Here is a 17214-nt window from a genome sequence, read left to right on the forward strand (position 1 = left end):
AAAAAGACTGAGCATTTTCGCTCAGTCTTTTTGTTTAGACAATTGTCAGTCCTTTTCTAGCGTTTACCTTTAATGTAAGGCTGTCCACTAGCCTTTGGTGCACTTGCTTTACCGATAAAACCTGCTAAGGCAAAAATCGTTAATACATATGGTAAAATTTGTAGGTATACTGCAGGAATGTCTTGAATATAAGGAATTTCGCTCCCCGCAATACTTAGCGTTTGTGCTACTCCAAAGAATAATGCTGCACCCAATGCACCAATTGGATGCCATTTCCCGAAAATCATTGCAGCAATCGCCATAAACCCTTGACCAGCAATTGTTGCATGTGAGAAATCACCAGTAATTGATTGCGCGTATACTGCACCACCAAGGCCACCTAATGCGCCTGAGATGACAACAGCAATATAGCGCATTTTATTAACGTTTACTCCCATCGTATCTGCAGCCATTGGATGCTCACCAACAGCACGTAAACGTAACCCAAATGGTGTTTTATAAATGACAAACCATGCTCCAATAGCTACTGCAAAAGCTAAAATCGACGTACTATAGACATCACGGAATAACAATGGACCAAAGAACGGAATATCCTTTAAATAAGGGATAGCGAAACGCCCTATTGGTTGGGTAATCATATCCGTTTGACCTTTATCATAAATCATCTTTACTAAGAATACAGTTACCGCTAAACCTAATAAATTGATGGCAACCCCTGATACCGTTTGATCGGCACGGAAGGAAATCGAAGCTACGGCATGTAATAGAGAGAAGATTCCTCCAACAATGACCGCTGCAAGCATGGCCACCCAAATGGTTGCTACCCCAAATGTTGAAGCAAATTCTAGATTGACAAAAATACCAACAAAGGCACCAACGATCATTAAACCTTCTAGTCCAATGTTTACAACACCGGAACGTTCAGAAAATACACCACCGATTGCAGTAAAAATTAAAGGTGTTGCATAAAAAATTGCAGAAGGGATGATGAAATATAACATTTCTAAAAAGCTCATGTTATTGTCCCTCCTTTTTCTTGCTCAACTTTTGTAATGCTACTCGAATAATATAGCCTGATGCTACGAAGAAAATAATTAATGCGATAATAATAGATACGATCTCCTCGGGAATACCCGCAGCATTTGGCATATTTAGTGCTCCGTATTTAAGTGAGCCGAATAATGAAGCCCCGAATACAACCCCTAGTGGCGTGTTTGCACCAAGTAAGGCAACGGCGATACCATCGAAACCGACACCTGTAAAGCCTGCTTTAATAGAAGCATTTTGGAAAGTACCCAGTGCCTCCATAGCACCACCAAGACCTGCGAACATACCCGAAATCGTCATAGCTAAAATAATATTTTTATTTACGCTCATACCAGCATAATCTGCAGCATGCTTGTTAAACCCTACCGCTTTAAGCTCATATCCACGTGTTGTTTTTTCTAAAATGAACCACATAACTACTACCATTAATAGTGCAACAATGATCCCATAGTGAAGACTTGAATTGTCTGTAAGCTCTCTTAAAAACGGAGAACGTAATGAAGCTGATTCATGAATTCGTTCTGTTTTAAAGCTACCGTCAGACAATTTTTTAATCACTGCGTTCGCAATATAAAGCGCAGTGTAATTTAACATAATTGTCGCAATTACTTCGTGAACTTTAAATTTCGCTTTTAAGAAACCTGCAATAAAGGCCCAAAATGCACCTGCAGCTGCTGCCGCAAGTAATGCTAATGGTAAGTGAATGACTTTAGGTAGTTCAAATGCATATCCTACCCAAGCTGCTGCTAGCCAACCTAAAATCAGCTGACCTTCAACACCGATATTGAATAAACCTGTGCGGAAGGCAAATGCCACTGCAAGACCTGCCAATAGGTATGGTGTAATTTGACGGATTGTGTTCCCGATTGAATATGAATCTCCAAAAATACCTGTCCAAAGGGCGATATAACCTTGAACTGGGTCATAACCGCTGACTACCATTACGATAGCACCAACAATTAAACCGATAATGATAGAGATGATAGGAACGAGTATATTAATGACACGATTTGACATTAGTCGTTCCCCTCCTTCGCATCATTCATGTGATTTTTACTATTTTGTCCTGCCATTAATAGACCAAGCTCTTGTTCTGATGTTTCTTTCGGATTTAACTCTTCAACAATTTGACCGTCATAAATAACAGCGATACGGTCCGAAACATTCATGACCTCATCTAATTCGAATGAAATTAACAGTACTGCTTTTCCTTTATCACGTTGCTCGATAAGGCGGGAGTGAATAAATTCAATAGCACCTACGTCTAGCCCACGTGTTGGTAACGCCGCGATTAATAAATCTGGATTACGATCAATTTCACGACCGATAATCGCTTTTTGCTGGTTACCACCTGAAAGCGCACGTGCTGGTGTCATTTCACCATTTCCAGTACGCACATCATATTCTTCAATGACTTGACGTGCTTTTTCAGATACCTTCTTGTAGTCCATGACAAAGCCCTTAGCGATTGGAGACTGATAATATGTTTGCAGTACGATATTATGGCCAATTGGGAAATCTAATACTAAACCGTGCTTATGGCGGTCTTGTGGGATATGTCCAACGCCTTCCTCAGTAATTTTTCGAGGTTTCATATTTGTAATATCTTTTCCATTTAATTTAACATTACCACTCTTTATTTTACGTAGACCAGTAATGGCTTCGATTAACTCAGATTGTCCGTTGCCATCGATACCCGCGATACCAACAATTTCACCTTTGCGTACTTTTAAGTTTAAGCCTTTTACTTTATCGATATTTCGATAGTCTGTAACAACCAAGTTTTCGATTGTAAGCACTTCTTCAGTTGGTTTTGCCTCTGTTTTTTCCGTCTTAAACTCAACTTGACGACCTACCATCATTTCAGCTAATTGGTTAGGATTTGTTTCAGCAGTTATAACTGTTCCAATCCCTTCACCTTTTCGGATAATCGTTACACGGTCAGAGACTTCCATAATTTCTTTTAGCTTATGGGTAATTAAAATAATCGATTTGCCCTCTGCAATTAAGCGGCGCATAATCTGAATAAGCTCCGTAATCTCCTGTGGTGTTAAAGATGCAGTAGGTTCGTCAAAGATTAAAATTTCTGCACCACGGTATAGTGTTTTTAAAATTTCAACACGCTGTTGCATCCCAACAGTAATATCTTCGATTTTGGCATATGGATCAACATCTAAACCATATTTTTCAGAAAGTGCTTGTACTTTCTTTGCCGCATCTTTAATGTTGACAATCCCCATTTTTGTTGGTTCAGAACCTAAAATAATGTTCTCTGTTACTGTAAAGTTTTCCACCAACATAAAGTGTTGATGCACCATACCAATCCCTAAATCATTGGCAACATTCGGGTTTGTAATTTTAACTGCATTCCCTCGAACTCGAATTTCGCCACCCTCTGGTTGATACAAACCAAAAAGGACGTTCATTAATGTCGATTTACCTGCACCATTCTCGCCTAGCAATGCATGGATTTCGCCTTTTTTCAGTTGGAGGGTGATGTTATTATTCGCCACGAAATCACCGAATTCTTTACGGATTCCTAGCATCTCAATCACATATTCCAATTTTGTCACTCCCTTAATAGGCACTTTTATATAAATTTTTGCCGTATTAGTATCTGCGCTATGACTTTTGTACAGATAAACAATACGTCCAGTTTTTGAAATGTTATTTAACTACTCCTTACAAACCAATCTAAAATACTAACTGTTGTCATAACGAATAACATCAGCCAGAGGATCTATCTTAGTTCAGTAAGCACTATTTTTACTCAATTAACAAAAATTCACTTACGTCTTATCCCACCGATTGAGATAGATATTGTGTAGCTAGCGTTGCATTTTCACTACAAGCAAATGAAAATAAATTAATACAGGAAAGGTCATCGTTAGAAACCTTTCTTCTATTAACTTACTATTAAACTTGCGATAAACTATTAAATTACTACCTCTATGGTAATTGTGAAGATTGTGATTGTTAAATAGAGTATTACGAATAGTCAAAATATAACGATATATTGAAAAATCATCATAAGGGTCTTCTAAAAGTCCCTTATGATGATCAAAGATGAATTATTTTTCCACTTTTTCTGGAACTACGATTTCACCCTTAGCAATTTTTTCTTTATATTCGTCAATTACAGATTGAACATCTGCTGGGATCGCGCCACGAGAATCTGCAAGTTTCACACCGTCTTCAGCAATACCATAAGTAAGCGTTTGACCACCTGGGAATTCACCGTTTTTCGCTTTATTTGAAATATCTACTACTGCTGTGTTAACACCTTTTAACATAGAAGTTAAAGTTACATTTGTTTTATCATCTACTTTACCTTCTTCGTATTGGTCAGCGTCTACTCCGATTACCCAAATGTTTGCATTAGGATCTTTTTTCTTACGTTCCTTTGCCTCAGAAAATACACCGTTACCAGTTGCACCGGCAGCGTGGAAGATAACATCTACACCTGAAGAATACATGCTGTTTGCAGTAACTTTACCAAGGTCAGCTTTATCGAATGCACCAGTGTATTTTACTTTAATATCGATATCTGGATTTACAGCTTTTGCTCCTTCAACGAAACCAGCGTGGAAGCGGTTAATAACTGGAATATCTACGCCACCTACAAAACCAATTTTACCTGATTTAGACATTTTCGCAGCAGCTACACCTGCTAAGAAAGCACCTTCTTGCTCTTTGAACATAACAGATACTACATTGTCTGCTTTTACTTCAGCGTCAATGATGGCAAATTTGTTATCTGGATTTTCTTCAGCTATTGCAGTCATAGCGTCTTCCATCATAAAACCAATACCAAATATTAAATTGAAGTCACGACGTAATAATAGGTTTAAATTTGAATCATAGTCTGCATCTGATTTTGATTGTAAGTAGTCGAAACCACCGTCACCTTTTGATAGGCTATTTTCTTTACCGTAAGCTTGAACACCTTCCCAAGCAGATTGGTTGAATGATTTATCATCAACGCCACCTACGTCAGTAACCATTGCTACTGAGAATGCATTTTCTTTGTTGCCTTCTTCAGTTGATGCATTATTGTTATTTTCTTTTGCAGGTTCTTCTTCATCTTTCGCGCCACATGCACCTAAAATTGCACTTGCAGCTAACACTGATGATAATACTAAGCCAAATTTACGTTTTTTCATTGTAGTAACCCCCCAAAGGTATTGTAATTAGCAGGAAAAAATATTTAGAAATGTTCTACACCCGTTTACGAACTACATGGAAGCTGAATTTATCAGCTCGGAAATAATTTTTTGAATATAGCACTACTTGATCTTGATCATCGTAATGCAACTGTTTTAATACTAAAAGTGCTGTTTCACGTCCGCAATTTAAAATCGGTGACGCTTGCTCATGATATCCTATCGGATCAATATATGTTACAGCATAGGCAACATGAATTTTACCGGATTGTTCAAGTGCAGAGAAAAGTGAAACTTCTTTTTTTTCTACAAAGTCAGTTGGCAAGAAGCTAGCTGGTAATCTGTCAATGCAGTAAACTACTGGCTCGCCATCTGCTGTTCTGACACGTTCAATCGTGAGTATTTTATCTTCGTCATCACATTGGAAGCGTTTTAAATCTTCCTCAGAAGGTATGTTTTCTGTCGCCTTTAAAAAGCGCGAGCCTGGCTCCATACCAGCTGTCTCAATCATAGAAGAAATGCTTGATAAGTGCTCAATACCTGATGTAAATAACGGCTTAGGATTTACAAACGTACCTACACCATGTCGTCGCACAATCACATTTTCCTCTTCCAACAGTCGAAGCGCTTCTCTAAGTGTTGCTCGACTGACTCCTAGTGATTTCGATAATTCAAACTCTGAAGGCAGTTTTTCATTTTCTTTGAAAACGCCTGTCTCAATGTCAGACTTTAAACGATCAATTACTTGAAGATAGAGATGACGATGATCTGCTTTAATAGTCAATATATCACCACCAAAATCAGAGATCAGACATCTGATGTACAACATTCCTACTAATCGTTCATAATATAACATTTTTGCAGAATGAAATCAATTACGCTTTAACGTAATTACTTCTGAATTTTGAATTGAATTCAAAATTCAGAAGATGTTTATTGTTAATGAATATTAACTATTCGTATTGATGAATAAGTACTTGTCGAGGTTTACTACCCTCTGAAGGCCCGACAATACCGCGTTGTTCCATTTGATCGACAATGCGAGCAGCCCTCGAATATCCTATTCGAAAGCGGCGCTGTAACATGGAAACCGAAGCCGTCTGCATACTTACAACTAATTGCACAGCCTCATCAAATAATTCATCCGTTTCCTCTAAAATAGTTTCTTCTTCAGTCGGAATCATTTCCTCTTGATACTGTGCTTTTTGCTGTTCTATAACAAAATTAACGACAGACTCAACTTCTTGGTCTGATAAGAATGCACCTTGCACACGTTTTGGTTTAGACGCGCCGGCAGGTAAAAATAGCATATCTCCACGTCCAAGTAAGCGTTCAGCTCCACCCATATCTAGTATCGTTCTGGAATCAATGGCTGACGATACCGCAAAGGCGATACGCGAAGGTATATTTGCCTTAATAACACCTGTCAATACATCGACACTAGGTCTTTGGGTTGCAATGATTAAATGAATCCCCGCTGCCCGTGCCATTTGTGCCAAACGTGTAATGGAATCCTCTACATCGCTCGATGCAACCATCATTAAGTCAGCTAACTCGTCTACAATTACGACAATATAAGGTAATTTTGGGTGCTTTTCATCGGTTTGCTCATTTACCTTTTGAACATGGCCATTGTACCCTTCTATATTACGTGTACCCGTGTGAGAAAATAGGTCATAACGGCGTTCCATTTCTGACACTACTTTCTTTAGTGCCTGTGACGCTTTTCGAGCATCTGTAACCACAGGTGCCAACAGATGAGGTATTCCATTATATACATTTAATTCCACCATTTTCGGGTCAATCATCATCAGCTTTACTTCATGTGGTTTTGTACGCATAAGTATCGATACGATAATGCCATTAATACATACACTTTTACCACTACCAGTTGAACCGGCGACAAGTAAATGCGGCATTTTATTGAGCTCGGCAAGAACAGCTTGTCCAGTAATATCACGACCAAATGCGACTTGTAGCAACGCTTCTGGCTTCGCTCCATCCTTAGACTCTAACACTTCTCGAAGTGTCACTATGGCTACCTCACTATTTGGTACTTCAATGCCAATCGCAGATTTCCCAGGAATAGGTGCTTCCATACGAATATCCTTTGCAGCAAGTGCCAAGGCAAGATCGTCCTGTAAGTTTACAATTTTGCTAACTTTCACGCCTATATCTGGTAGTATTTCATATTTCGTTACAGCAGGACCTAAATGAACTTGCGTCACTTTGGCTTTTACACCAAAGCTTTGCAAAGTTTGTTCAAGCTTTTTTGCATTTGCCTGTATAACAGAATATTCACCGCTTTGGTCATGTTGTGGCGGCAATTGTAATAGATTATATGAAGGTAGTTGATAATCTGCATTTTCTACAGCATCTGCACCTTGAATATGGACATCATCAACGATCTCTCCATGGTCAATTTCTTCATATTCTGCTGCCGCAAACGCTTCTCGTTCATGGGATACATTTTGTGTAAAAGCAGAAATAATAGGTTCATGAGGAATTTCCTCTTCCTCCTGTATCTCAGGTGCATGATTAACAGCAGCAATCTCATCCATGCTTTCAACTCTTGATCGACGATTTTTTGGTTTCTTTGGCGCATTTTTTTTCTTATCTCGCTGTTTTTTTTGCCATTTGCCAAAAAGTACAGGCATTTTTTCCGCTAGAAATGGAACGAGTGCTTTTCCCGTGACTAAAATTAAACCGATAATGAAAATAACCCATGCCACGACCTTTGCCCCTGATGCCTCAAATAATACATGTAGTGTACTAAATAACAGTGCACCAATCATACCACCACCAAGAGCATTACTTCGATTGATGATACCGTCTGTATTAATTAAAATTCGCCACGATTCTCGCAACACCGATTCTGATAACAACCCGCCCGATTTTGATAATTGTTCAAAAAGAATACCATGACTAAAAATTGTTAAACTCATAATAATTAGGAGCATACCCAATAGTAGACGATCCTTTATGCTTACTTTTTTCTGCCCAATCATGAGCATCATTGCAATAAAAATAAGCATGAATGGCACAGCAAAATGTAAATTCCCTAAAAAAAACATCGCTATTGTTTGTAGAACACGTCCAATCATGCCATATTCAAAAATCATAATAACTGCAAACGCAATTAAGATGAGCCCTAAAATTTCATACATAAGCGGATGCATTTCTTTTTTTTCTGTTTTTTCTTTTCTTTTAGTAACTTTTCTTTTTTTACTAGTCGCCATCTATTTTCACCTTCTTTTGCAATCCATTCTATATATGTAGCGAATAATAACATGTAGAACTTGATTATTTCAAAAAAAAGGATTTTCCACCGTTCACATTCGGCTAGAAAATCCTTTTTCATTCACTTCTTGCTCAATGCTTCAGCGATGAGCTTTCATTTTTAATATTCCATAATAATTGGGATAATCATTGGGCGGCGCTTTGTTTTTTGGAATAAATACGTATTTAGTGTATCTCGAATTTCCTGTTTAATGTTTGTCCATTCAAATGTATCTTTACCTACGTATTTTTCAATAACATTTCTCGCAATATCAGAAGCTTCTACCATTAATTCTTCTGATTCGCGTACGTATACAAAACCACGCGATAAAATCTCTGGACCAGATGCAATTTTCTTTTGAGCACGATTTAATGTTACGACAACAATGAAAATACCATCCTGTGATAATAATTTACGATCTCGAAGTACAATGTTTCCTACATCACCAACACCAATACCGTCGATTAATACATTACCAGCTTGTACACGACCACTCATTCGCATTTTACCATTTTTGTATTCTACAATATCCCCTTTGTCGGCGATAAAAATTTGTGATTTTTGCATACCAAGCTGTTGTGCTAGTTTAGAGTGTGCAATCAGCATGCGATATTCACCTTGTACAGGAACAAAATACTTTGGTTGCATTAAGTTAAGCATTAGCTTTAAATCCTCTTGGCTACCGTGGCCTGATACATGTACATTTTTGCTAGATGTCAGAATTTCAGCACCAGCTTTTGCAATGGAGTTCATTGTATTAGCCATTTGCACTTCCATACCAGGAGATGGAGTGAAAGTAATTAATACTGTATCATTTTTCTTAATTTTAATGTCTCGATGATGTTTGCGGACTACTTTCTCCAGCGCATCTAGTGGTTCACCTTTATTACCAGTTGCAATAATAATAATCTCATCATCTTGATATTTATGCATTTCTGAGATTGGGATTATCGTATCTTCTTCAACTGTTAAATAGCCTAATTGCACCCCTAAATCCACTGCTTTTTCTAAAGGTTTTCCTACAATCACTACTTTACGGAATGACTTTTGAGCTTGTGTAAATACTTGCTGAATACGGATGAAATTAGATGCATAAACAGCAACTAAAATACGACCTGGTGCTGAATGGAATGTTTTTGATAATTGCTCTTCAATCACAATTTCAGATGTCGTATAACCTGGACGCTCTGCTTCACATGACTCAGATAACAGCATAAATACGCCTTCTTCGCCCAACTGTGCCATTTTTGCTAAATCAGGTTTAAATTTGCCTGTCGCTGATTGGTCGAATTTAAACTCTCCTGTATGAACAATTGCTCCTTCAGATGTATGGAACACTACCCCTAACGAATCGGGAATACTATGTGTTGTATGGAAGAATGTCACATACGTTGAGTTAAAATTCATACGACTACGATTTGTAACTTCAAAGAATTTCACCTGATATGGTGCAGGCAAATCCTTTAAATGTTCCTTTGCAAGTGCAATGGTTAACTTCGATCCGTACACAGGAGCTTTCACTTTTTGTAATACGTAGGCAATCGAGCCAATTGCATCTTCATGACCATGCGTTAAGAAAATCCCTTTCACTCGGTCTTTATTTTCTTCTAAATACGTAATATCTGGAATTACGATATCAATGCCCAGCATCTCGTCTTCAGGGAACATTAAGCCGCTATCCACCACAAATAGCTCTTCGTCAATTTCTACTACGTACATTGCTTTTCCAATTTCACCCACACCACCTAGTGGAATGATACGAATTAATTCATTTTTCTTTTTTGTCAATTTATTTCCTCCTAAAAGATATCCCGAACAGCAACCACTTAACAATCATTATACGATTTGCAAAGCTTTTGCACAAATTAAAAATACATCTTTCATGATGGAAACAGAAATTTATCGCCAATATATAAAAATAAAGGTGGGCTTATAGTCTTTGATACGGCAATAGCAAGTCTGATTTATCAAGGTCGGGATGTACTTTCTCTTCTGCATGGATGTGCCAAAACCTGAGTGTTTCTTCTTCTTACCCGAGCGGATTTCAGCGTTACCTGAGCGGTTCTTCCTCACACCCGAGCGGATTTCGGCGTTATCTAAGCTATTTCTCTTCCCCCTCCACTATGTCATGGACAAAATGTTTTGGTTTAATGCTAAAAAAGACTTTAGACAAACCAAAATTTCAAGTTTGTCTAAAGTCTTAGGGGCTAACATAAATTAGCCAATCTCAATTTAATTATAGCTGTTTATTTCTCTAAAGCTTCTCGCTTTTTCTTGATACGTATCCCAAATTTGGTCAAAGCTTGCTTTTTCTTCATCTGTCATTTCAACCATTGGCAGACGAACATTGAGTGTATCAAAGCCTAATTTTGTCATCGCATATTTTACAGGCGAAGGATTTGGCTGAGCGAATAGCGCACGTACTAGTGGTAATAATGCTCGATGAATTTTGGCAGCTAGCTGATGATTTCCTTCTTCAAACGCTTTAATCATTAATTGCATATCATTACCAACAACGTGGGCAGCAACTGAAATCACACCTGCTCCGCCAATCGCTAGTAATGGCAGTGTTAAACCATCATCCCCACTATATACTAAGAAATTGTCATCCCAATCAACATTCTCAATAATATCGCCCATTTGATCTAAATTACCACTCGCTTCTTTAATCCATGCGATATTAGGAATTTTACTTAAAGCAACAGAAGTTTCATAAGCAACATTGATGCCTGTACGTCCTGGGACATTATAAAGCATGACTGGTAGATTTGTTTCTTTGGCAATTGTTTCAAAGTGCGCAAAAATACCACGTTGATTTGGCTTATTATAGTATGGTGCTACAAGCATAATACCGTCTGCACCGTTCTCTTCAGCCTTGTGCGTCATCGCAATTGAATAAGCGGTTTCGTTATCCCCTGTACCTGCAATAACCGGCACACGACCCGCAACTTTTTCAACAGTAAAACGTACAACTTCAATTTTTTCTTCTGTGGACATAGTTGGATTTTCAGAGGTTGTGCCACATGCAACAATGCAATCAGTACCATTATCAATCAAATGATTAATAATACGCTCTAGTTCTGGATAATTAATCGTGCCATCTTCTTTGAACGGCGTAATCATTGCCGTTCCTATTCGACCTAAATTCATCCTTACACCCCTTTTATAGTAAGTTATCCTCAAGCATTGCTTCTGCAATTTGGATAGAGTTTAATGCAGCACCTTTTAATAAATTGTCGGAAACGATCCATAGGTGGAATCCTTTTTTATTGTCTAAATCTTGACGGATACGTCCTACAAAAGTAGCATCTTCCCCTTCTGCGAAAATCGGCATTGGGTAAGTTTGTGTTGCAATATCATCTTGTAATACGATACCTGGTGCATTGCGTAATACTTCAAAAATCTCTTGTACCGTTGTTTCTTTCTCAACTTCGATATAAACAGATTCAGAGTGTCCTGAAACGACTGGCACACGAACGCAAGTTGCAGCAACATTTAGCTCTGGTGCATGCATGATTTTCTTTGTTTCATTAATCATTTTCATTTCTTCGTATGTAAAGCCATTGTCTGTAAATTTATCGATTTGCGGAATGACATTACGAGCAATTGGGTAATGACGTTTGTCGCTACCAGAAGGTAAAATATTTGCTTCTACATCCTTACCTGCATCCCAGTTTTCGCTTTGTGCCTTTAATTCCTGAATCGCAGAAATACCTGCACCTGAAACTGCTTGATACGTCGATACGATAACCTTCGATAAACCAAATGCATTACGTATTGGTTCAAGTGAAGCCACCATTTGAATTGTAGAGCAGTTTGGATTTGCAATAATTCCTTTATGCTTAGCAAGATCACCACGATTTACTTCAGGTACAACTAGTGGTACCTCTGGATCCATACGGAAATGGCTCGTATTATCAATTACTACTGCACCGCGTTTTGCCGCTTCTGGTGCAAGCACAGCTGATACCGAACCACCAGCAGAGAATAAAGCGACATTGACGCCTTCAAAAGCTTCTGGTGTCGCTTCTTCTATTGTATATGTCTCACCATTAAATTCGATTGGTTTTCCTGCTGAACGTGCAGAAGCTAAAAACTTAATCGTTCCAATTGGAAAATTACGTTTAATTAGTTGTTCCATCATTTTTGTTCCTACTGCCCCTGTTGCTCCTACAACCGCAACTGTCAACTGCTTTGTCATCTGTCATCTCTCCTTGAATACAAGTTCCATAATGTGTGCTATTGTATCACAAAAATACTGAAAATTGTGTGTAATTCATGAATTATTTGAAATATTGTATCAACAGCGGCTGTATTTGTTTTTTCTGCGTAATTGCTTCATGAACAGTGGAAACCATTTGATCAAAATCAGCAATCAAGGAATTTGGTTTTGAGTGTGGTGCGTCCTGCCCAAATGGAATAAAGTAAATGTTTTTGGAGTTTAACAGTCTCATAATATTCATGCCATTTAAGCCAAGAGCATCATTCGTTGAAATACCTAGGACAACAGGTGAACCGTTACGCAAAGTTGCCTTCGCTGCCATCAACACCGGACTATCTGTTGCTGCATTTGCAAATTTACTAATACTATTGCCAGTCATCGGTGCTATAACCATTGCATCCAGAGGATTGGATGGACCAAATGGCTCTGCCTCTTTAATAGAAGAAATAACTTTTTGTCCAGTCAATTCTTCTATTTTCGCAATCCACTCTTCTCCTGTACCAAAGCGTGTAGCAGCATGTAAAACGGAGTGAGTAATAATTGGGATAACTGTTGCTCCTACATCGATGAAGTTCTGAATTTTAGGTACTACATCCTCATACGTACAATGTGAGGCTGTAATACCTAAACCAATTCGTTTCCCAGTTAACAATTTTCTTCCTCCTCTATTGCCTTGCACAATATTGTAGCCGCATCATGTGCAAAGTATTTCCCGGGTAACGACGGCAATAGTACATACGTTTGCAATTGGTCTGCATCTATATCTAAGCAGCCAGGCTCCGAAGCTAAATCATATAAAACCGCTGGAACATGGTCTTGGAAAGATTCAGTGATCCACTTAGCAGGAATCGTATTGATAAAAATGCCATCATTAATTGACCATTCACGATTATCTAAATTAGAAGCTTTATAACCATATGCTTTGGCTTCACTCACTTGTACAACCGAACGCGCTACAATATGAACATTAGCACCCATCTTTACGAGTAAAGAAGCGAGCATTTTGGCGGTGCGACCAAATCCTGCGATAGTAAAGTTTTGTCCGTAAATACATTTCTGCTCGAGTCCGTAAAACGTGGCGATAAATCCCTCCGCCGTTAATCTCGCATTTTGCCAAATAAAAGATTCCTGCTGCAAATAGCAATTCGTTTCATTTCTCTCAAGCAAATGCTTCCAATGCATAGTTAAACGTCCTGTGTAAAATTTAACTTGTGATATCCCATAGAGTTGTTCCACTTCTATTTTTAGTGGCAGAATGGGAAGAATAATTTTATTTGGTTGGTATTCTAATACAAGCTTATTTAACTCCTCATTCCAAACTGATGTTCTTTTATAAAATACAGTTCTCGATGGGCTTCTTAGCATTGTAGCTAATTCCTTTAACCTTGAATCCTCACCGATAACAAGCCATTTTTCGTTTTCCAAAAGCTCACCTCACTGTAAAAATTCTGACTGTACCGTCGTTGTTTTGTTAAATAAAATTCGATCTTCTCCAATTAATATAATTTCATGCCAAGGTATCATTTCACTAACTTTCACTTTCTTTTTTTGGAATGGTAATTTATCTTTGACAATCTCAAAGCCATGTATCTTTCCTGTTTGCACATCTATTAGACATTCTGTATGTGCCAGTATACCAAAGTGTACGCCACCCTCGACTTGAATTAACTCTTTATCCACCATCTCTGATAGTAGCATGCCTCATCTCCCTCCTTGAACCGTTACCCCAATATATGCCGAGTTTTTGCAATTCGTGACCCTTACCTAAAGTACGAAAATATTGCATTTAATCTACAGAATGTATACAGTGTACATATACAGTTAAAACGAGGTGAACAATTGTGCATATCCATTTAAGTAATGCCAGTGATAAACCGATTTATGAGCAAATAACCATCCAGCTTAAGGAAGCGATATTAGCAAATAAATTACAGGCGGGTGATGCACTACCATCTATTCGTGCACTAGCAAAGGATTTAAAAATTAGCGTTATGACAACAAAGCGCGCGTATGCTGATTTGGAGCGAGATGGCTTTATCGAAACAGTCGCTGGGAAAGGGAGCTTTGTCACAGAACGAAATCAAGATTTTCTACGCGAGGAATTATTACGTCAAGTTGAAGAGCATATGCAAAAAGCAGTAAGAGCAGCCAAAACAGCAGGACTGACAAAAGAAGAATTACAGGGGTTACTTTCATTAATTTTGGAGGAGGGCCACTAAATGAACGCTATTGAAATTCATGATTTACATAAAAGCTTTGAAGGGTTTTCTCTTAAGGATGTAAGTTTTTCAGTACCTCAAGGCACCGTCATGGGATTTATTGGAGAAAACGGGGCCGGGAAGTCTACGACAATTAAATGCTTACTCAATTTACTAAAAAAAGAATATGGCGAAGTTTTGCTATTTGGCAAGGATATTGTCGAACATGAAATATCGATAAAAAACGACATCGGTGTAGTTTTTGACGAATTACATGTACCAGAAACGCTCAATGCGACGCAGCTCGACAAATTTATGAAAAAGGTATTTAAAACTTGGGATTCAGGCTTTTATTTTGAGCGATTGGCACAATTTAAAGTTCCAGAGAGGAAGAAGGTAAAAGAATTATCTCGAGGAATGAGGATGAAGCTGTCTATTGCATTAGCATTGGCACATCATCCAAAGTTGTTAATTTTAGATGAACCAACGAGTGGGCTAGATGCGATTATTCGTGATGAAATTCTCGATTTATTTTTAGCATTTATGCAAGATGAAACACATAGTATCCTATTTTCTTCTCATATAACAAGTGATTTAGAAAAGATTGCTGACTATATTACCTTTATTCACAATGGTGAAATTTTATTTAGTGAAAGTAAGGACGTACTGCTCTATGAGTACGGAATATTTAAAGGTAGTAAAGAGGAAGTAAGCGCAATACCGGAACATGCCATATTAAGAAAACGTAATGGAGCCTTTGGGTTAGAAGCATTAGTTCTAAAAAATGAAGTACACGAAGTATTTCCCCTTGAAAAGCCTTCAATAGAAGATATCATGCTATTTTATGTGAAAGTTTGAATATGGTAGGTCTTGTATGAATGATTTATTGACGATCCAACGTCAACTAAAAGTACAGGCCTTCTTGCTGATTTTCCTAAAAGGGTTATTTTAGCCAGGAATAAGTAAATAGCGAAAGGCAGAAACGTTGATTTTTGACAACATTTCTGCCTTTTCAATTTCACACAAATTTACTTTATAAGAGACTTATTGGACAACTTCTACAGATTTTTAAGCTTCAGGTCCAATAATCGAAATGGCTGGTTCAGCTTTCAAGATTTTTGCTATTAAGCGATCTACCGATTCCATTGATACAGCATCGATTGAAGCTAATACTTCATCTACTGAACGATGTTTTCCATGAACTAGTTCACTTGTACCGTTGCGGTTCATACGAGCGCCTGTCCCCTCTAATCCAAGTACAAAACTACCCTTTAGCTGCTCTTTCGCATTATCTAGCTCTTCCTCGGTTACACCACCTGCCACAATATCTAGTAATGTCGCATCGATTGTATGCTGTAGCTGTGATAGTTGTTGACGACTTGTACTACCATAAATCGTAAAAGCTCCAACATCTGCATAGCAAGATTGGTAAGAAAAAATGGAATATGCTAAGCCACGCTCCTCACGTACTTCTTGGAACAAACGGGAGCTCATATTGCCACCAATAATATTATTAAGAGCAATAAAGCTATACATATCTGGATCTTTTACGCCAATCGCTGGATAAGAAATGGCCACATGTGCTTGCTCTGTATCACGAGTTTTTGCAATCTCTCCTGGAAGAAATTGAGGCTTTGTCAATACAGGTGCAACAGCAAATGGTGATGCTTGATAATGTCCAAACAATTCTTCAATTGTTTGCAGAAGTTTTGCAGAAATATTTCCTGCTATTGATATAACAACTGATTCTGGACCATAATGCTTAGCCATATAGCTACGTATCATATCAGCTGTAAAAGTTTTTAAAGTAGCAGCCGTTCCTAATATTGGACGACCGAGCGCATCATTTGGATACATAACCCCCCATAGCTTTTCATGAACATCGTCATCAGGTGCGTCTTCACTCATTAATATTTCCTCTAGCACTACTTGTCGTTCTTTCTCTAACTCTTCTTCTGCAAATATAGAGTTAAAGAACATATCTGCTAATATTGTGACAGCAAGCTCTGCATGATGATCTAAAACCTTTGCATAATAACAAGTATTTTCCTTGGATGTAAAGGCATTTAACTCACCGCCAATTCGGTCAAATTCTTCGGCAATCTGACGAGCTGTTCGAGTTTTTGTCCCTTTAAAAAGCATATGTTCTATAAAATGCGTAATGCCATTTTCCTCAGGTAGCTCATAACGAGAACCTGCATTAACAAAAATACCTAGTGCAACCGATCTTACATGATCAATTTGCTCAGACACAATACGCACACCGTTCTGACATGTATGTACTTGTACCAAAAAATCCCCTCC

At 38.1% G+C, this 17214-nt stretch carries 15 protein-coding genes; 2 read left to right on the forward strand and 13 right to left on the reverse strand.

The annotated features are described in order from the left end of the window. Positions 1 to 56 precede the first annotated feature (56 nt). The 12 genes from ACIQXF_RS00640 to ACIQXF_RS00695 form a co-directional block, all read right to left on the reverse strand. Positions 57 to 1016 carry an ABC transporter permease gene (locus tag ACIQXF_RS00640; protein WP_402777662.1) on the reverse strand — a complete coding sequence of 320 codons (960 nt, stop codon included), beginning with the start codon at positions 1014 to 1016 and terminating at the stop codon, positions 57 to 59. Position 1017: 1 nt separating this feature from the next. Beyond that, positions 1018 to 2064, reverse strand: coding sequence for an ABC transporter permease (locus ACIQXF_RS00645; RefSeq protein ID WP_402777665.1), 1047 nt, complete (start codon positions 2062 to 2064; stop codon positions 1018 to 1020). Continuing rightward, positions 2064 to 3611 carry an ABC transporter ATP-binding protein gene (locus ACIQXF_RS00650; protein ID WP_402777668.1) on the reverse strand — a complete coding sequence of 516 codons (1548 nt, stop codon included), beginning with the start codon at positions 3609 to 3611 and terminating at the stop codon, positions 2064 to 2066. Before ACIQXF_RS00650 ends, ACIQXF_RS00645 begins: the two co-directional genes overlap by 1 nt. Before the next feature lie 507 nt (positions 3612 to 4118). Continuing rightward, positions 4119 to 5210 carry a BMP family lipoprotein gene (locus ACIQXF_RS00655; RefSeq protein WP_402777671.1) on the reverse strand — a complete coding sequence of 364 codons (1092 nt, stop codon included), beginning with the start codon at positions 5208 to 5210 and terminating at the stop codon, positions 4119 to 4121. Between the two features lie 55 nt (positions 5211 to 5265). Then, entirely contained in the window at positions 5266 to 5994 is a 729-nt protein-coding gene (locus ACIQXF_RS00660) for a GntR family transcriptional regulator (RefSeq protein ID WP_402777674.1), read from the reverse strand. A gap of 169 nt (positions 5995 to 6163) precedes the next feature. Then, positions 6164 to 8449, reverse strand: a complete 2286-nt coding sequence (locus tag ACIQXF_RS00665) for an FtsK/SpoIIIE family DNA translocase (protein ID WP_402777677.1) — start codon at positions 8447 to 8449, stop codon at positions 6164 to 6166. Between the two features lie 161 nt (positions 8450 to 8610). After that, entirely contained in the window at positions 8611 to 10278 is a 1668-nt protein-coding gene (locus ACIQXF_RS00670) for a ribonuclease J (protein WP_402777680.1), read from the reverse strand. Positions 10279 to 10722: 444 nt separating this feature from the next. Beyond that, positions 10723 to 11640, reverse strand: coding sequence for a 4-hydroxy-tetrahydrodipicolinate synthase (dapA, locus tag ACIQXF_RS00675; protein WP_402777683.1), 918 nt, complete (start codon positions 11638 to 11640; stop codon positions 10723 to 10725). A gap of 13 nt (positions 11641 to 11653) precedes the next feature. Further along, the gene (locus tag ACIQXF_RS00680) at positions 11654 to 12691 is read right to left on the reverse strand and encodes an aspartate-semialdehyde dehydrogenase (protein WP_402777686.1); all 1038 of its coding nucleotides are present in this window, start codon (positions 12689 to 12691) and stop codon (positions 11654 to 11656) included. Between the two features lie 82 nt (positions 12692 to 12773). After that, entirely contained in the window at positions 12774 to 13364 is a 591-nt protein-coding gene (locus ACIQXF_RS00685; RefSeq protein WP_402777689.1) for a dipicolinate synthase subunit B, read from the reverse strand. Continuing rightward, entirely contained in the window at positions 13358 to 14137 is a 780-nt protein-coding gene (locus ACIQXF_RS00690) for a dipicolinate synthase (protein WP_402777692.1), read from the reverse strand. The genes ACIQXF_RS00685 and ACIQXF_RS00690 overlap by 7 nt, the downstream gene beginning before the upstream one ends. Before the next feature lie 9 nt (positions 14138 to 14146). Beyond that, positions 14147 to 14410 (reverse strand): YlmC/YmxH family sporulation protein, encoded by a 264-nt coding sequence (locus ACIQXF_RS00695; protein ID WP_370075185.1) that lies wholly within the window; start codon positions 14408 to 14410, stop codon positions 14147 to 14149. 143 nt (positions 14411 to 14553) lie between these two features. On the opposite strand from ACIQXF_RS00695, the gene ACIQXF_RS00700 reads away from it, so the two are divergent. Both ACIQXF_RS00700 and ACIQXF_RS00705 read left to right on the forward strand, forming a co-directional pair. Then, positions 14554 to 14931, forward strand: a complete 378-nt coding sequence (locus tag ACIQXF_RS00700; protein WP_402777695.1) for a GntR family transcriptional regulator — start codon at positions 14554 to 14556, stop codon at positions 14929 to 14931. Further along, positions 14932 to 15768, forward strand: a complete 837-nt coding sequence (locus tag ACIQXF_RS00705) for an ABC transporter ATP-binding protein (protein ID WP_402777698.1) — start codon at positions 14932 to 14934, stop codon at positions 15766 to 15768. It begins immediately after the preceding gene. A 210-nt stretch (positions 15769 to 15978) separates the two neighbouring features. On the opposite strand, the gene ACIQXF_RS00710 is transcribed toward ACIQXF_RS00705, so the two are convergent. Continuing rightward, a complete protein-coding gene (locus ACIQXF_RS00710) occupies positions 15979 to 17202 on the reverse strand; it encodes a M16 family metallopeptidase (protein WP_402777701.1) in 1224 nt (407 codons plus the stop codon). Positions 17203 to 17214: the final 12 nt, after the last annotated feature.

This window comes from Lysinibacillus sp. NPDC097231 (assembly GCF_044761885.1).
GTDB lineage: Bacteria > Bacillota > Bacilli > Bacillales_A > Planococcaceae > Lysinibacillus.